Genomic DNA, 16,267 nt, shown 5'->3' with positions numbered 1-16,267 from the left:
CACTTTCGACCATGGTCTAACCAGGGTGGTGACGCGGCCGGGGGTGGATGGGGCAAACTGAGGGGGATCGGTCGTTGCGATGCTGCGACCGCACATACAAAGTCAACGTGCAAGTGAGGGTGCCATGGCTGATATCTACCCCGTCGATCCGCAGTTCGCCGCCAAGGCACGCATCGACAAGAAGACCTATGAACAGCAGTACCAGGCGTCGGTAACCGACCCGGATGGATTCTGGGGCAAGGCCGCCGAGCGCCTGCAATGGATGCGCAAGCCGACGAAGATCAAGAACGTCAGCTACGACCTGTCCGACTTCCACATCAAGTGGTTCGAGGATGGTGAGCTCAATGCCAGCGTGAACTGCCTGGATCGCCAGCTCGAGACGCGCGGCGACAAGACCGCCCTGCTGTTCGAGCCGGACGGCCCGGATGCACCGGCCCAGCACGTGACCTATCGCGAGCTGTATGAGCGCACCTGCCGCCTCGGCAATGCGCTGCGCAACCTCGGGGTCAAAAAGGGCGACCGCGTCACCATCTACCTGCCGATGATCGTCGATGCTGCGGTGGCCATGCTGGCCTGCGCGCGCATCGGTGCGATCCACTCGGTGGTGTTCGGTGGCTTCGCGCCGAACTCGATCGCTGACCGCGTCAGCGACTGCCAGAGCAAGCTGATCATCACCGCCGACGAAGGCTTGCGGGGTGGCCGCAGGATTCCGCTGAAGGCCAACGTCGATGCCGCGCTGAAGCTGCCGGGCACGAACACGGTTGAAACCGTGCTGGTGGTGCGCCACACCGGCGGCGCGGTGGACATGCAGGCCCCGCGCGACCGCTGGTTCCACGATGTGGTGGACAGCCAGCCGTCCACCTGCGAACCGGAACGCATGAACGCGGAAGACCCGCTGTTCATCCTCTACACCTCCGGTTCCACCGGCAAGCCGAAGGGCGTGCTGCACACCACCGGCGGCTATCTGCTGTATGCGGCCTACACCCATGAAGCGGTGTTCGACCTGCGCGAGGACGACATCTACTGGTGCACCGCCGACGTCGGCTGGGTCACCGGCCACAGCTACATCGTGTACGGGCCACTGGCCAACGGTGCGACCTCGCTGATGTTCGAAGGCGTGCCGAACTATCCGGACACCTCGCGCTTCTGGAACGTCATCGACAAGCACAAGGTGACCATCTTCTACACCGCCCCGACCGCCATCCGTGCGCTGATGCGCGAGGGCGAGGAGCCGGTGAAGAAGACCTCGCGCGCGTCGCTGCGCCTGCTCGGCAGCGTCGGCGAGCCGATCAATCCGGAAGCCTGGCGCTGGTACTACGAAGTGGTCGGCGACAGCCGCTGCCCGATCGTCGATACCTGGTGGCAGACCGAAACCGGCGGCATCCTGATCTCGCCGCTGGCCGGTGCGATGGACCTCAAGCCGGGGTCGGCCACCCTGCCCTTCTTCGGCGTGCAGCCGGCGCTGGTCAATGCCGATGGCGAGATCCAGGACGGCCCGACCGAGGGCAACCTGATCATCCGTGACTCCTGGCCGGGCCAGATGCGCACGGTGTACGGCGACCACCAGCGTTTCATCGATACGTATTTCCGCACCTACCCCGGCAGCTACTTCACCGGCGACGGTTGCCGCCGCGACGAGGACGGCTATTACTGGATCACCGGCCGCGTCGACGATGTGATCAATGTGTCCGGCCACCGCATCGGCACCGCCGAAGTGGAAAGCGCGCTGGTCTCGCATCCGAAGGTGGCCGAAGCGGCGGTCGTGGGCTTCCCGCACGACGTCAAGGGCCAGGGCATCTACGCCTACGTCACCCTGGTGGCCGAAGAGGCGCCGAGCGATGAGCTGCACAAGGAACTGATCGCCTGGGTGCGCAAGGAGATCGGCCCGATCGCCACACCGGACCACCTGCAGTGGGCGCCGGGCCTGCCGAAGACCCGCTCGGGCAAGATCATGCGCCGCATCCTGCGCAAGATCGCCGAGAACGCACCGGACCAGCTCGGCGACACCTCGACCCTGGCCGATCCATCGGTGGTGGCGTCGCTGGTGGACGAGCGCAAGGTGCGATGACGTACGACCCGGGGTCGGATCCCTTTGCTCAAGGAAAGGGCTCTGACCCCATCTGCTTTCCCCCACGGTTCCCCCCGACCATGACCACCCTCCTGATTGCCGATGACCACCCGCTGTTCCGCGAAGCCCTGCGTGGAGCCGTGCAGCGGGTCATCCCCGGCGTGCAGCTGTTCGAGGCCGACAGCGTGGAAGCGCTGTACGCGCTGGCCGACCAGCACAACGACGCCGACCTGGTCCTGATGGATCTCAACATGCCCGGTGCGCAGGGCTTCAACGCACTGGTGCACATGCGCTCACTGCACCCCCAGCTGCCAGTGGTGGTGGTGTCCGCGCGCGAAGAGGCCACGGTGATGCGCCGCGCGCTCGACCACGGTGCGCTGGGCTTCATCCCGAAGTCTGCGGATTCGGACACCATCGGCCATGCGTTGGGCACCATCCTCGATGGCGAGACCTGGGCACCGCCGGAAGCGCACAACGTGCCGCCCACCGGCAGCGAAGAACGCGAAGTCGGCCAGCGCCTGCGCGAGCTGACCCCGCAGCAGTTCCGCGTCCTGCAGATGCTCGGCGCCGGCCGCTTGAACAAGCAGATCGCCTACGACCTCAACGTCTCCGAAGCGACGATCAAGGCCCACGTCACCGCCATCCTGCGCAAGCTCGGCGTGACCAACCGCACCCAGGCCGTGCTGATGGCCGGCAAGCTGGCGATCGACGACGACGCCATCGTGCTGCCGCCGGAAGAAGACTGAAGGTGACGGACTGCGGAGCCGAGCATGGGCTCGGCTCTACAGACGTCATGATGCCCCTGTAGAGCCGAGCCCACGCTCGGCTGCTCTTTGCCTCAATACCAATCACTCCTCAAGCAACCATCGACTCCACACATAGGGGTATTCCCCGATGCGCGTGGCCAGCCCAGCACGCACGGGATTGGCCGCGATGTACATCGCCTGCGTGCGCAGGCACTCATCGCCGCGCAGCGCATGATCGTAGTATCCCGGCTGCCAGATCGGCGCGTTCGCCTCAGTGCGCCTGCCGATGGAACGCCCGCTCCGTGATTTGAGGATCTGCATGCAGCCGACGAGCGTGCCGGTACGGAGTTCGAACAGCCAGTGCAGATGATCCGGCATCACCACCCAGGCGAGGGAGGAGGTCCGCCCAGTCCGCTCTACGGTGCGCAGGGCTTCGATCAGCAGATCGACGTTGGCCTTGTCACTGAACCAGGGACGACGCGCATGCGTCACCGTGGTAAGTGCATAGACATTGCCGGTATGCGACCAACGACCATAACGGAGTGCGGGACTGGCCATGCGAAGAGGCTATGGCACGCATGCCAGTCTCTCCATCAGTGCAACACCGCAATGCTTGTCAGCCAACACCCTGATGTAGAGCCGAGCCCATGCTCGGCTGCCATGCAAAGCAGCCGAGCGTGGGCTCGGCTCTACAGGTTTCCCTGCTCACCCCACGCCGTGCAGGTGTTCGTACAGGATCGTCGCGCCGATGATCACCAGGATCACGCCACCGATGATCTCGGCACGCTTGCCGACCATGCTGCCCAGCACGCGGCCGAGCATGATGCCGGCGGTGACCATGGTCAGCGTGCACAGGCCGATGACCGCGGCCATCACGCCGATATGCACGTCCATGAAGGCCAGGCCGATGCCCACCGCCATCGCATCGATGCTGGTGGCGAAACCGGTCAACGCCAGCTTCCAGAAGCCGTGGTGCTGCGAGGGGTCTTCGTCTTCGTCAGCACTGTCCGGGCGCAGGCCGTTGTAGATCATGTGGATGCCCAGCGCGCCGAGCAGGCCGAACGCGATCCAGTGGTCGAAGGCTTCGACATACTGCAGGGCGGCGCGGCCGAGCAGCCAGCCGATGATGGGCGTGATCGCCTCGATGACGCCGAAGATGATGCCGGCACGCAAGGCATCGCGGAACACCGGCTTGCGCATGGCCGCGCCCTTGCCGATCGCGGCGGCAAAGGCATCGGTGGACATGGCAAAGCCGATCAGGAGGATCGAAATGGGGGACATTGGCGACTGCTGAAGGTCGGGCTAGGACGGACGCACGGCCGGCGCTCGCGCCCAACCTGACGTTGCGCGCGCGGGCCGCTGGTCTCGCCAACCATCATGGTTGTCCACGCCACGGCGCACTGGCCGAGTATGTTGACGTGGACGATTCCTGCGAAGGAATCCGGCTACTCCCCAAGGGGACGCGAAGCTTAGCATCGCGATCCACGCGTGGCGCATTTCCATCGAAACGCGCAGGCAGGGCTGGTTTGTATAGCGATGGCTATATCAGCACGTCGCTGCGCGCGGGCTCGGCTCTACAGAGGGCCCCCGCAACTGGATTTTTGTAGAGCCGAGCCAATGCTCGGCTGCTGTTCGGCCGGCCCACGGAACACCATGTTCCGCGCAGCAGCCGAGTGCGGACTCGGCTCTACATTGCCATCAGGCATCGCTGTTGCCGGCGTCGCGCAGCGCGCCGAGGAAGGCGCGCAGCGAGGCCGGCTTGATCGGCTTGGTCAGCACGCGGTAGCCACGCTCGCGTGCCATCCGCTTCAGTTCGTCGCGGCCATCGGCGGTCAACAGCGCACCCGGCAGCGGATAGCCGGCCGCCTCGCGCAGCGCCACCAGCGCATCGAGGCCATCCATGCGATCGTGCAGGTGGTAGTCCACCAGCATCACCTGCGGACGCTCGGCAATCTTCTCCAGCGCCTGGTCGACGGTGGCGGCAGTGATCACCTGCACCTGCCAGCGGCCGAGCAGCGCGCGCATGCCGTCGAGGATTTCCTCGTCGTTGTCCACGCACAACACCCGCAGGCCCGCCAGCGAATCGCTGCGCACCGGTGCGGGCACGGCCTGCACCGGCGTGGCCAACTCGGTATACCCGGGTAGTGGCGCCACCCGCGGCAGGATGATCGAGAACATCGAGCCCTTGCCGACGCGGCTGCGTGCGTTCAACCGATGATCAAGCAGGCGCGAGATGCGCTGGCAGATCGACAGGCCCAGGCCCAACCCCTGCTCGCCCCAGTCGAACGGCTGCTGGTAGCGGTGGAACTCGTCGAAGATCTGCCGCATGTGGTGTTCGGGAATGCCCGGGCCGGTGTCCCACACCTGCAGTTCCACCTCGTCGCCGCGCTGGCGCACGGCCAGCACGATGCGCCCCTGGCGTGTGTAGCGCAGCGCATTGGCCAGGAAGTTCTGCAGTACGCGGCGCAGCAGGCGGCGGTCACTGCGCACCCAGGCCGGACGCGTGAACAGGTCCAGGCGCAGACCGCGACCCGCAGCGACCGGGGTGTACTGCGCCGCCAGCTCGCGCATCAACGCACTCACGTCGAATTCGCCGATCACCGGGTGCAGGCCACCGGCATCCAGCCGCGACACGTCCAGCAGGCCATCAAGCAGTTCTTCGGCCGCACGCAGCGATGCATCCACGCGCTCGGCAAGATGCTTCTGCTCGTCGCTCACGTGATCACTGTCGCGCAGTGCCGAAGCGAACAGGCGTGCTGCGTTCAGCGGCTGCAGCACGTCGTGGCTGATCGCCGCCAGGAAGCGCGTCTTCGACTGCTGCGCGACCTCGGCCTCATGCGAGCGCTCGGCCACGCGCTGTTCCAGCGTCTCGTTGGCTTCAAGCAGCGCCCTTTCAGCGTGCTTGTAGTCGGTGATGTCGTTGTAGCTGGTCACGTAGCCGCCGCCCGGCAGCGCCTGGCCGCGCATCTCGATCACCTTGCCGTCGCTGCGGGTGCGCTCGAACACGTGCGGCGAACCGGCGCGCATGTAACCGATGCGGCGGTTGATCTGCACTTCGATATCGCCCTCGCCCAGCTCGCCGCGCTCGGCGTTGTAGCGGATCAGGTCGGCCACCGGGCGGCCCACGTAGAGCATGCCGTCGGGGTAGCCGAACATGTCCTGGTAGCGGCGGTTCCATGCGGTCAGGCGCATGTCCGGATCGACCACGCTGACCCCGGCGCTGATGTTCTCCAGCGTGGTCGACAGGATCTCGCGGTTGAAGCGCAGTTCCTGCCCGGCTTCGTCCAGTACCGCCACCACTTCACCCAGGTCCATGCCCGAGCCACGCAGCAGGCTGGTCAGCAGCAGGCGTGCGGACGCCGCGCCGATCGACGCGGCCAGCAGGCGTTCGGTGAACTGCACCCACGGGCGGTCTGCAGGCGCGGAGGATTGCAGTTCACGGCCCAGTGACTGCGCCTGCTCGAAGAACGAACGCCGCGCATGACGTTCGCCGACCACGCGCGAGGCCAGCGCCAGCAGGTCGCCCACATGCACGTGGCCGGGCCAGCCGCCGGCCACCGACGGGCGCTCGGCATACGGGTCGAGGAACGGTGCCGCACGCAGGCGCTCGTCGACGCCGGGCCGCCAGCGCGCGGACACCAGCATCATCGTCGCCGCATTGACCAGCAGCGACCAGAACGTGCCGTGGGTCAGCGGATCCCAGCCGGACATGCCGAACAGCTGCTGCGGACGCAGCCACTCGATGCCGAACGGGCCGTGCTGCACCCAGGCGGCGTCGACCCAGCCGGCCATGGTCATCGCCGGCAGCAGCAGGGTGTACAGCCAGGTGGCGAAGCCCAGCAGCATGCCCACTTCGACGCCGCGCCGGCTGGCACCGCGCCAGTACAGGCCGCCGATCAGGCCGGGCGCGAACTGCGCCACCGCTGCGAACGCCATCAGGCCGTACGAGGCCAGCGTGCTGTCGTTGCTGCTGGTGCGGTAGTAGCTGTAGGCCATCAGCGCCAGCAGCAGGATCGCCAGGCGGCGGATCCACAGCACGCGCGAGGCGACGTCGGCGGCTTCCTGGTGGTCACCGCTCCGACGCAGCAGCACCGGCATCACCAGGTCGTTGCTGACCATGGTCGCCAGCGCGATGGACGAGACGATGACCATGCCGGTGGCCGCCGAGAAGCCGCCCACGTAGGCGATCAGCGCCAGCGCATTGCGGCCTTCGGCCAACGGCAGCGCCAGCACCATCGAATCGTCGGCGACGCTGCCGCCGGTGCCGAACAGGGTGACGCCGGCGGTGGCGATCGGCAGCACCATGCCCGAGATCAGCACCAGGTAACCGCCGAACATCCAGCGCGCGCGGCGCACGTCGCGCACGTCACCGCACTCGACCACGGCCACGTGGAACTGGCGCGGCAGGCAGATGATGGCGAGGAAACTGAGCAGAGTCTGCGAGATGAAGCCGACCGGCGGCAGGCCGGTGAACAGCGTATGCACCGACTCGACCACCGCGTCGGTGCGGTTGCTCAGCCACAGGTAGGCGAACACGCCCACCGCCAGCATCGCCAGCAGCTTGATCACCGATTCGAAGGCGATCGCCAGCATCATGCCGTGGTGGTGCTCGGTGGCATCGACCTGGCGGGTGCCGAACAGGGTGGCGAACAGCGCCATCAGCAGCGCCACGTACAGCGCCGGGTCGGTGAAGAAGCCGGTGGGGCCGGTGTTGCCGGTCAGTACCTGCAGGCTCATCGCCACCGCTTTGTACTGCAACGCCAGGTACGGAATGATGCCGATCAGCGCGATGATCGCCACCAGCGCCGCCAGCCGCCGCGAGCGACCGAAGCGCGAGGAGATGAAATCGGCGATGGAGACCACGTTCTGGCTGCGTGCGATCAGCGCCAGGCGCTCGATGATGCGCCAGCCGAACAACAGCAGCAGCAGCGGGCCGATGTAGATCGGCAGGTAGCCCACGCCATTGCGCACGGCGGTACCCACCGCGCCGTAGAACGTCCACGAGGAGCAGTACACGGCCAGCGCCAGGCTGTAGACCACCGGCCGCAGCCACGGCCGGTCGGGGTACATCGGCCGACGGTCGCCCCACCACGCCACGCCGAACAGCAGCGCGGCGTAGGCAACCGAGACCAGCAGCAGGATCCAGCTGGAGACCACGCGTGCGTTTCCGTGGGAAGAACCCGCAGTGTAGGCCAGGCGTGGCCGGGGGTGCGGGCGCGTTGGGGGCAACCACCCCCACCCGGGTGGGGGCCTACGCGGTGCGGGCCACGACCGTGGGTCGTGGCCGGCTTCTTACTGGGCCGGCACGCCCATTTCCTTCAGCAGTTCCGGCGCCGGGTAGACCTTGGCCAGCAGCCAGCGCAGGTAGCGCATGTCCACGTGCACGGCGCGCTTGTAGCGCGGGTCGAACCACCAGCTGGCGCTGACCGACTCCCAGTTGCTGTCGAAGTTCAGGCCGATCAGTTCGCCCTTGGCATTGAGCACCGGCGAGCCGGAGTTGCCGCCGGTGGTGTCCAGGTTGGTCAGGAAGTTGACCGTCTGGGTGTTCAGTGCCGGATCGGCGGTGCTGCCGAAGTCACCCTTGGCGATCGCGGCCAGCAGCGGCTTGGGTGCGTCGAACGGATAGGCGCTGGTGTTCTTCTCGACGATGCCGGCCACGGTGGTCACCGGCGAGTAGGTCACGCCATCGCGCGGGTGCAGTGCCTCGAGCTTGCCGTAGCTGATGCGCAGGGTGCGGTTGGCATCCGGGTACACGGCGCGGCCCTGCTTGGCACGCCAGGCGAACAGCGCCTGCATGTAGGCCGGGCGCAGGCGCAGCTGCTCGCCCTCGCGGGTCTTGCTTTCGTTCTCGATGCGCAGCTGCGCGGCCACCAGCGGGCCGGCCACAGCGATCAACGGATCGGCGGCCAGGGCCTTGCCTTCGCGCGCGGCCGCGAAGCGCGACAGGCGCTGCGCCTCGTCACCCAGCTGGGTGCCGGCGTACAGGGTGTCCAGTGCCTTGGCCAGCTGCTGCGGGGTACGGCCGAAGGCGGCGTCGAACTCGGCCACGCGCTGCGCGTCCGGCAGCTGCTGGTAACGGGTCAGCAGGGTGGTCAGCAGGGCCTTCTCGACCTCCGGTGCGTAGCGGCGCTGGACCTGCTTGAGCACGCCTTCGATCATCGCCTGGTCGCGCTGCTGGTAACCGCTCTCGCGCTGCGCGTCCGGTTTGGCCGATTCGATGCGCAGGCGCTCCAGCAGCAGCGCCGAGCGCAGCAACTGGCTCTGTGCGGCCATCTGGTCCAGCAGCAGGTCACGCTCGCCCACCGCCGCGCCCTGTGACAGGTTGGCCAGCAGCGCCTTGATGTCGCCCTGGTACCTGCGGTCGGTGGCGGCCAGCATCGCGGTCTCGTCGGCGGCACGCTGGGCCTTGGCATCGCTGCGCAGCAGGCCTTCCAGCTCACCGGCGGCGCGCTTGCGGTTGTTCTTCAGCGACTGCAGCTGCGAAGCGTAACGGGTACGTGCCTGCGCGTCCTTGGCGGTTGCCGCCTCGATGGTGTCGATCATCTGCTGGAACACCGAAACGCGGCGCGGCAGCACGGTGTCGATCTGGCCGGCGAATTCTGCCGCGGTACGGTGGCGGTAGGTGATGCCCGGATAACCGGCCAGCATCGCGTAGTCGCCCTCCTTCGGGCCCTCCACCGACATCTGCAGGTGTGCCGGCGCCTGGTAGGGCACGTTGTCCTTGCTGTAGGCGGCCGGCTTGCCGTCCTTGCCCACATAGGCGCGCAGCAGGGTGAAGTCGCCGGTGTGGCGCGGCCACATGAAATTGTCGATCTCATCGCCATAGTTGCCGATCGCACGCGGCGGCGCGTACACCAGGCGCACGTCGCTCAGTTCCAGCTGGGCGATGCGGTAGAAGTCGGTGCCGTAGTACATGTTGGCCACCGAGCAGCGCACGCTGCCATCCTTCTCGCACTCGGCCACGATCTGCTTGCTGGCCGCATCGACGGCATCGAAGTAGGCACGGCCGGTCTTGCCGCGGGCCTGCGCCAGCACCTGGTCGGTCACCTTGTCGAAGCCGACGGTGACCAGCACGCGGAAGTCCGGGTTGGCCGGGCGCTCATCGGCACGGTCCCTGGCGATGAAGCCACCGTTGATCAGGTCGTGCTCTGGGGAGCTGTTGTACTGGATCACGCCCATCGCCACGTGGTGATTGGTCAGCAGCAGGCCGTCGCTGGACACGAACGAGCCGGTGCCGCCGCCCGCGCGCACCACCGCGCTCAGCGGCGGCGCGGTGACGTTGGCCAGGTCGGCCGGATTGCCCTTGAAGCCAGCGGCCTGCAGCGGCTTGGCCAGGTCCGGCAGCTGGGTCGGCATCCACATGCCTTCATCGGCGTGGGCACCAGCGGCAAGGGTCAGGCCCAGGGCCAGGGCGGTGGGAAGGGCTTTGCGTGGCGACATGAGGCAATCCGGTACGACAGAACAGCCCGGGACCATAGCCGCTGGGGCCGGATGGGGCAACGGCCAATGGTTGGGGACCTGACGGGGAGAGCCGAGCCCATGCTCGGCTGCTCTTCCTTCAACCCGCGCTGCGCGCAGAAGCCGAGCATGGCTCGGCTCTACAGGGATGCCACGGCGGGTTACTTCTCCCGCCGCCAGTTGATCGAACCACGGTTTTCCACCGTGCTCGATTCCACTTCCACATCAAACCCGCGGCGCAGCAGGTACTTCAGCGTGATCACCGAACCGGCGCCCACCAGCGACACGCCGTAACCCACGTAAAGCTTGGGCGAGATGTACTTGCCGACGCCGATCACCGAACCACCCAGCGCGCGCGACTGACTCACGCCTGCATCATCCAGGCCCAGCTTGGCACCCAGCTGCGAGGCGAGCAGGCCACTGCCAGCCGAGAGCGCCGCCGAGGCCGCGTTGACCTGCTGCGCCTGGTCGCTGCTGGCGCCGGTCAGGCTGCGTCCCAGCACCAGATAGGCCAGTGCCTCGGACTGCGACATCGCCGGATCGGACCACACGTCGGCACGCGGTTGCTGGGCACGCCCGGTCACGTCGATGCCGGCGGTGACATCACCGATGCGGCGCTCGGCGCGGATGTTGATGCGTGGGTCGGACACCGCGTTGTAGTTCCAGTTGAGGTTGCCGCGGGTGATGGTCAGGTCCTGACCATACGCCTTGTAGCGGCCGCTCACTTCCAGGCCGCCATTGGCGGTCATTTCGCGGCCGGGCTTGGCCCAGACCTGCATCTTGCCGGTCAGCGCGCCCTTCAGGCCGAAGCCGGTCATCTTGACCTTGTCGCCCAGGCTGACGGTCAGGTCCATGTCCAGCGGCGAGGTGCGCGACTCTTCCGGATCGGCCGGGTCGAGCACCACCACGTCTTCGGACACCGAGGTGCCGCGGTCCAGGCGTTCCAGGTCGATGTCGGCCTCGGGCACGTGCACGGTGCCGCGCAGCTCCATCGCCGCCTTGGCCAGGGTGAAGTCGAGGTTTGGGTTGGCGACGATGCGCAGTTCGCTGGTGTTGGACAGCAGCACGTTCTCGCCATGGATCTTCAGCTGCAGCGGCTGCGCATCGCCGAACCACGACAGGCCACCGTCCACGTACAGCGTGCCCTGGCCCGAGTTGGCCTGCGCGGTGATCTTGGCCGAACCATCGGGCTGGGCCACGAAGCTGCCCTTGCCCTGGTCGAAGGTCAGGCCCAGCGCCGGGAATTCGCCCTTGAAGTTGCTCAGCTGTGCGTCACCGCCCAGCGACGGCTGGCCTCGCGTCCCGCGCAGGCTGACGTGGCCTTCGATCAGGCCGGTCGGTCGCACGATGTCCGGCGAGAACAGCTCCAGCCAGTACAGCCGCGACATGTTGAGGTAGAGCTCACCATTCAGCGGCGCACTGGCTTCCCAGCCGGTCTGCATCTTGGCGTCGACGAAGCCATTGCCCTGGAAGCCCATGCCCAGGTAGCCCTTGATGCTGGCCGGGGTCATGTCGAGCTTCAGCGAGAACTGGTCATAGCGCACCAGCTCGCCGCGGGTGGTATCGCCCACGGTGTTGCGGTTCTCGCCCAGGCGCACGCCGCCTTCCTTCGAGCGCACTTCCACATGGCCTTCCCAGGCGTTGCCGCGCGGGCGGATCTGCGCGTCCAGGCTGACATCGCCGCGAAGGTAGATGCGGCGGCCGGACTGCGACGGCAACCACGGCTGCACCAGCGCCAGTGGCAGCGCGTCGCTGCGCACCACCAGGCCTTCGCGCGGCCAGTTGGCCTGTGCGCACAGCGCGCCGCTGCTGGCCGCGGCCAGGCAGGCTTCGGACAGCGTGTAGGTGCTGCCGTTGATCGCGAACGCCGCCGGTGCACGCAGCGCCCAGGCATCGCCCTTCACCGGTGCGATGCGCAGCGACGCCAGCTCGCCACGCCACTGCGTGCCCTGCTGGCGCACGCTGCCCTGCAGCTCGACCGCACCCATCTCGTTGCGGGTCTGCGCGGCCAGGCGCAGGTTGGACACACTGCCCTGTGCGTCGATGTTCAGCCGCTCCAGCAACATGCCCGCGTTGACCTGCTGGCCCTGCACGGCCAGCGTGCCGCTGTCGCCGCGCCACGGCAGGCGGCCCTTGATGCTCACGCTCTCGGCGCCGTAGCCGTCCCAGTCGAGGTTGTTGCCGACCAGGTCGGCAGTGATGTCCGGCGCATCGCGCGGGCCCTTCACCTGTACCTGGCCACGCAGGCCACCGTCTGCGCCCGGCAGCAGGTCGCTCAACTGCAATGGCTCGAAACGCGCATCGATGTCGAGGCGGTCGCCGACCTTGCCCGACGCGGTCACCCGGCTGCTGCCCAACGCCAGTTTCAGGTCACCTTGGCCCTGCGCGCCCTGCAGCGCGAACTTGCCCTGTGCGTCGAGATTGCGCTGGCGCAGCATGCCCTTCAGCGAGGGCAGGTCCACCGTGGCTTCCAGCGTACCCGAGGTGCCCGGTGCGGCATTGGCCGGCGGCGGCAGCTGGCGGCCCTTGGAGGCCAGGTTGCCGGACAGGCGGCCGTTCCAGCCCGGCACGAAATAGCCGGGGTCGAAGTCCTTCAGCGTGGCCTTGGCGTCCCAGTCCAGCTGCGGCGCCCACGCCACCTGGCCTTCCACCTGCAGCTGCCCACCCGGCGTCTGCGCCTGCAGCTGGTGGATCGACGCGGCCTGGTCGTTGCCACGCACATCGAAGTGCAGCTGCGCCTTCTGCTTTTCGCGTTCGACCTCGGCGCGGCCGATCGCCGCCCAGGCCTTCAGGGTACCGGCCAGGCCGAAGCGTGCTTCCTTCAGAGTGACCGGCACCGGCGCGCTGCCGGCGGTGTTCGGATCAGGCGCCGGTACATAGGTCAGGTCACGCGCGACCACCGAGAAGTTGAGCTTCTGCTGGTCTTCCTGGCTGAAATCGGCGGTACCCTCCAGGCGGGCTTCGCCACCGAGACCCTTCAGCAGCAGCGGCGAAACCTTCAGCACCTGGTCCTGCAATGACACCACGGACGGTGCCAGTTCCAGTTCCTGCTCGCCCTGCTTCACCTTGCCACGCAGGGTGGCATTGCCGCCCTTGCCAGCAGCAGTGAAATCCAGCGACAACGGCGTGATCGCCGAGCTCGCCAATGCCGGCGACAGCAGCGCCAGATCCAGCTCGTCGCTGCGCACGCTGGCATTCCACGTCGGGTCGGTGCGGCCATCGAACACCAGCATCGCGTGCAGCGGCTTCGGTGCACGCCCGGCCACCGCCACTTCCATGTGCGACAGGTCACCGCGGGCGACCAGGCCAACGGTAGCGGCCGTGCGCCCACGCGGTGCCGGCAACACCGCCGTCACCGTCACGTCGGTGTCGTAGTCCTTGGCCGGGATGTAATGGCCTTGGGCAGTGAAGTTGCCCATGTCACTGTCGACCACCAGCTTGTGCGCCTGGAACTCGCCGTTGGCGATCTCGATGCCGCCGCGCACGCGGCTGATGTCGATCACCGGTTCGTTGGCCTGGCTGATGCGGAAGCCATCGATGGCGATGGCATCGGCCTGGATCGCCAGCGGCATCTCGATCTGCGGCAGGGAATCGGGCCAGGACGGCAGCTTGAACGGCTCATCGCTCTTGGCCAGGTTCAACGTCGCGTTGGTCAGCTCCAGCTTGTCCAGCAGCAGCTTGCGGCCCAGCAGCGGGCGCAGGTCTGGCTCCAGGTGCGCACGCTCGGCGTGGAAATGGATGTCGTCATAGCGGAAGTCGACGTTGTACAGGGTCAGCGGTCCGGCCACCGGACCCTCCACCTTGTCCCAGGTGAAGCTGGCACCCACCGGCAGCCGCGCCACCACCTGGGCCAGCAGTACGTCACGTCCGGCCACGGTCTGCAGCAGCCAGTACACCGCCAGCAGGGCCAGCAGCACCAGGCCGATCACGCCGGCGCCGGACCATGCCCAGAAGCGGCGACGGCGATAGAAACGCACGCGTGGCGGCGGGGTGTTCGGGGTCGGTGCGGGCGTGCTCACAGGTCCGCTCCGATGTTCAGGTACAGCTGGAACTGCGAATCCGGGTTGTTCAGGCCGTGCGCCACGTCGATGCGCACCGGGCCCACCGGCGATTTCCAGCGCACGCCGAAGCCGACGCCGGTATGCAGGTCGATGGTGTTGTCGAAGGCACTGCCGGTATCGACGAACACCGCCGCACCCCAGGGGCCACCGTTGAAGTAGTGCTCGTACTCGGCCGAGCCGATCACCAGGTTCTTGGCACCCAGCGCGTACTTGTCCGGCTTCGGCGTACGCGGGCCGACCTCACGGTAGGCGTAGCCGCGGATGCTGCGGTCACCACCGGCGAAATAGCGCAGGCTCGGCGGCATCGCCACCAGATCGCTGGTCCAGGTGGTGCCGCCCTCGCCGCGCAGGATCAGGCGATTGCTTTCACCCACCGGGATGTACCAGCGCAACACGGCATTGGCCTGCACGAAGCTGGTATCCGAGCCGGCGCCTTCCACGCCGGCACGCACCGTCGCCGCGCCGCTGATGCCCTTGCGCGGGAACATCTCGTCGTCGACGTTGACGTAGTCGGCAACCATCTGCGGGTACACCAGCGTCGAGGTGTTGTAGACGGCGTCGGTGAATTCGGTGCCGGAGGCATAGCGCCAGCGCTCGCGCAGCGCGTTGATCGAGGCGATCGCGGTCCAGTGCTCGTTGATCTCGCCGCTGCGGCTGGCGATCAGCTTGAAGTTGCGCAGGTCGATGTAGTCGGTCTGCTCGTCGTACGCGCTGGCGGCGAAGGTGTACCAGCCATCAAGCCAGTTGAAGGCCGGAATGCGGTAACTGGTGACCAGGCTCTTGCGCTTCTGCGCATAGTCCAGCTGCGTGTTCATCTTGTGGCCGCGGTTGTTCAGGAACCGCCGCTCGATGCCACCGCGCACACCCGGGCCGCTCTCGCTGCCGTAGCTCAGGCCTGCGGTGTAGATGGTGCGCTTGGCCCGGGTCAGCTTCACGTCCACCGGCACTTCGCCGTTTTCATCGGCCTGGTCCGGGCGCGGCTGGATGTCGATCACGCTGAAGTAGTCCAGCTTGGTCAGCGACTCGCGCAGCCGGTCCAGCTTGCCCTCGTGGTAGTAGCTGCCCTGGTCCCAGTACACCAGTGGATCGAACAGCTTGTCGACGAAGTAATCCTGCTCGAAGCGCACCGGGCCCATGTTGTAGCGGCGGCCGCTGTCCCAGGTCAGGTCGATGTCGGCGGCGTTGTCGGCGCGGGTGATCTGCACCTGGCGCTGGGTGTAGTCGGCATCGAAGTAGCCACGCTCGGCCAGGCGCCGGGTGATGGTGATCTTGCTGGCTTCGTACTGGGTGTGCTCGAAGCGCTGGCCCTTGCGCGGCTTGAAGGCGGCCAGGTCGTCCTGCAGGTACTGGTCGTACATCGCCGGGCCGGTGATGTCGATGTGCTCGCGGCGCACGGTCACCGGGGCGCCCTTGTCGACATGGATCAGCACGCGCACGTGCTCATCCTCGCGCGGCGCCTCGACCTTGATCACCGGGTTGTAGTACCCGAATGGTTCCAGCGCCTGGCGGGTCTGCCGCTCGGCCTGCGACAGCAGATACTCCAGGCGCGATTCGCCCTGCTCCTTGCCGATCGTGTCGTACAGCGACAGCGATTCCTGGATGTTCTCGATGATTGCGGCGTCGTCGCCCTTGTCCAATCCCTTGATGTCCACCTTGTCGATGGTGCCGCGCGCATGGACCACGGAAGTGGCGGCCAGCGACAGGACCATCAGCGGCAGGGCGTATTTCTTTGGCTGCATGCGGCACAGCATACCGACCGGAGGTGACGATGCGAAATGCATCACGTCATTGGGGATCGGTTGTTAAGTGGCGGTCAAAATACACCGCAAGGCGTCGATTGTCGCAATCGACCAATCAGAATGCCGGCATCGTCCACGATGTCGGCAATGACCCCGATAGACATCCGCCGGCGATGCTCCGGCAGTGCCGGCCGC

The 16,267-nt window shown here is 67.1% G+C and carries 8 protein-coding genes and 1 riboswitch; of the genes, 2 read left to right on the top strand and 6 right to left on the bottom strand.

The genetic code is table 11. The features are described from left to right. The first annotated feature begins 124 nt into the window (after nucleotides 1–124). A complete protein-coding gene (gene acs, locus ROV93_RS15525; RefSeq protein ID WP_072168864.1) occupies nucleotides 125–2,068 on the top strand; it encodes an acetate--CoA ligase in 1,944 nt (647 codons plus the stop codon). Between the two features lie 80 nt (nucleotides 2,069–2,148). Next, nucleotides 2,149–2,814, top strand: coding sequence for a response regulator transcription factor (locus ROV93_RS15520; protein WP_005420420.1), 666 nt, complete (start codon nucleotides 2,149–2,151; stop codon nucleotides 2,812–2,814). Between the two features lie 102 nt (nucleotides 2,815–2,916). On the opposite strand, the gene ROV93_RS15515 is transcribed toward ROV93_RS15520, so the two are convergent. The 6 genes from ROV93_RS15515 to ROV93_RS15490 form a co-directional block, all read right to left on the bottom strand. Continuing rightward, entirely contained in the window at nucleotides 2,917–3,372 is a 456-nt protein-coding gene (locus ROV93_RS15515; protein ID WP_072168863.1) for a transposase, read from the bottom strand. A 147-nt stretch (nucleotides 3,373–3,519) separates the two neighbouring features. After that, the gene (locus tag ROV93_RS15510) at nucleotides 3,520–4,095 is read right to left on the bottom strand and encodes a manganese efflux pump MntP family protein (RefSeq protein ID WP_049449888.1); all 576 of its coding nucleotides are present in this window, start codon (nucleotides 4,093–4,095) and stop codon (nucleotides 3,520–3,522) included. An 89-nt stretch (nucleotides 4,096–4,184) separates the two neighbouring features. Continuing rightward, nucleotides 4,185–4,274, bottom strand: a riboswitch (yybP-ykoY riboswitch). A gap of 238 nt (nucleotides 4,275–4,512) precedes the next feature. Further along, on the bottom strand, nucleotides 4,513–7,971 hold the full coding sequence (locus tag ROV93_RS15505) for a PAS domain-containing hybrid sensor histidine kinase/response regulator (RefSeq protein ID WP_072168862.1): 3,459 nt from the start codon (nucleotides 7,969–7,971) through the stop codon (nucleotides 4,513–4,515). Nucleotides 7,972–8,106: 135 nt separating this feature from the next. Next, the gene (locus tag ROV93_RS15500; RefSeq protein ID WP_072168861.1) at nucleotides 8,107–10,254 is read right to left on the bottom strand and encodes a S46 family peptidase; all 2,148 of its coding nucleotides are present in this window, start codon (nucleotides 10,252–10,254) and stop codon (nucleotides 8,107–8,109) included. A 179-nt stretch (nucleotides 10,255–10,433) separates the two neighbouring features. Beyond that, nucleotides 10,434–14,291 (bottom strand): translocation/assembly module TamB domain-containing protein, encoded by a 3,858-nt coding sequence (locus ROV93_RS15495; RefSeq protein WP_312540345.1) that lies wholly within the window; start codon nucleotides 14,289–14,291, stop codon nucleotides 10,434–10,436. Further along, nucleotides 14,288–16,084, bottom strand: coding sequence for an autotransporter assembly complex family protein (locus tag ROV93_RS15490; protein WP_032954656.1), 1,797 nt, complete (start codon nucleotides 16,082–16,084; stop codon nucleotides 14,288–14,290). Before ROV93_RS15490 ends, ROV93_RS15495 begins: the two co-directional genes overlap by 4 nt. Nucleotides 16,085–16,267: the final 183 nt, after the last annotated feature.

Source organism: Stenotrophomonas maltophilia group sp. msm4 (genome assembly GCF_032025605.1).
GTDB classification, from domain to species: domain Bacteria; phylum Pseudomonadota; class Gammaproteobacteria; order Xanthomonadales; family Xanthomonadaceae; genus Stenotrophomonas; species Stenotrophomonas sepilia.
Note: the sequence above shows the minus strand (reverse complement) of the source record. Positions and strands in the feature narration are given on the sequence as shown.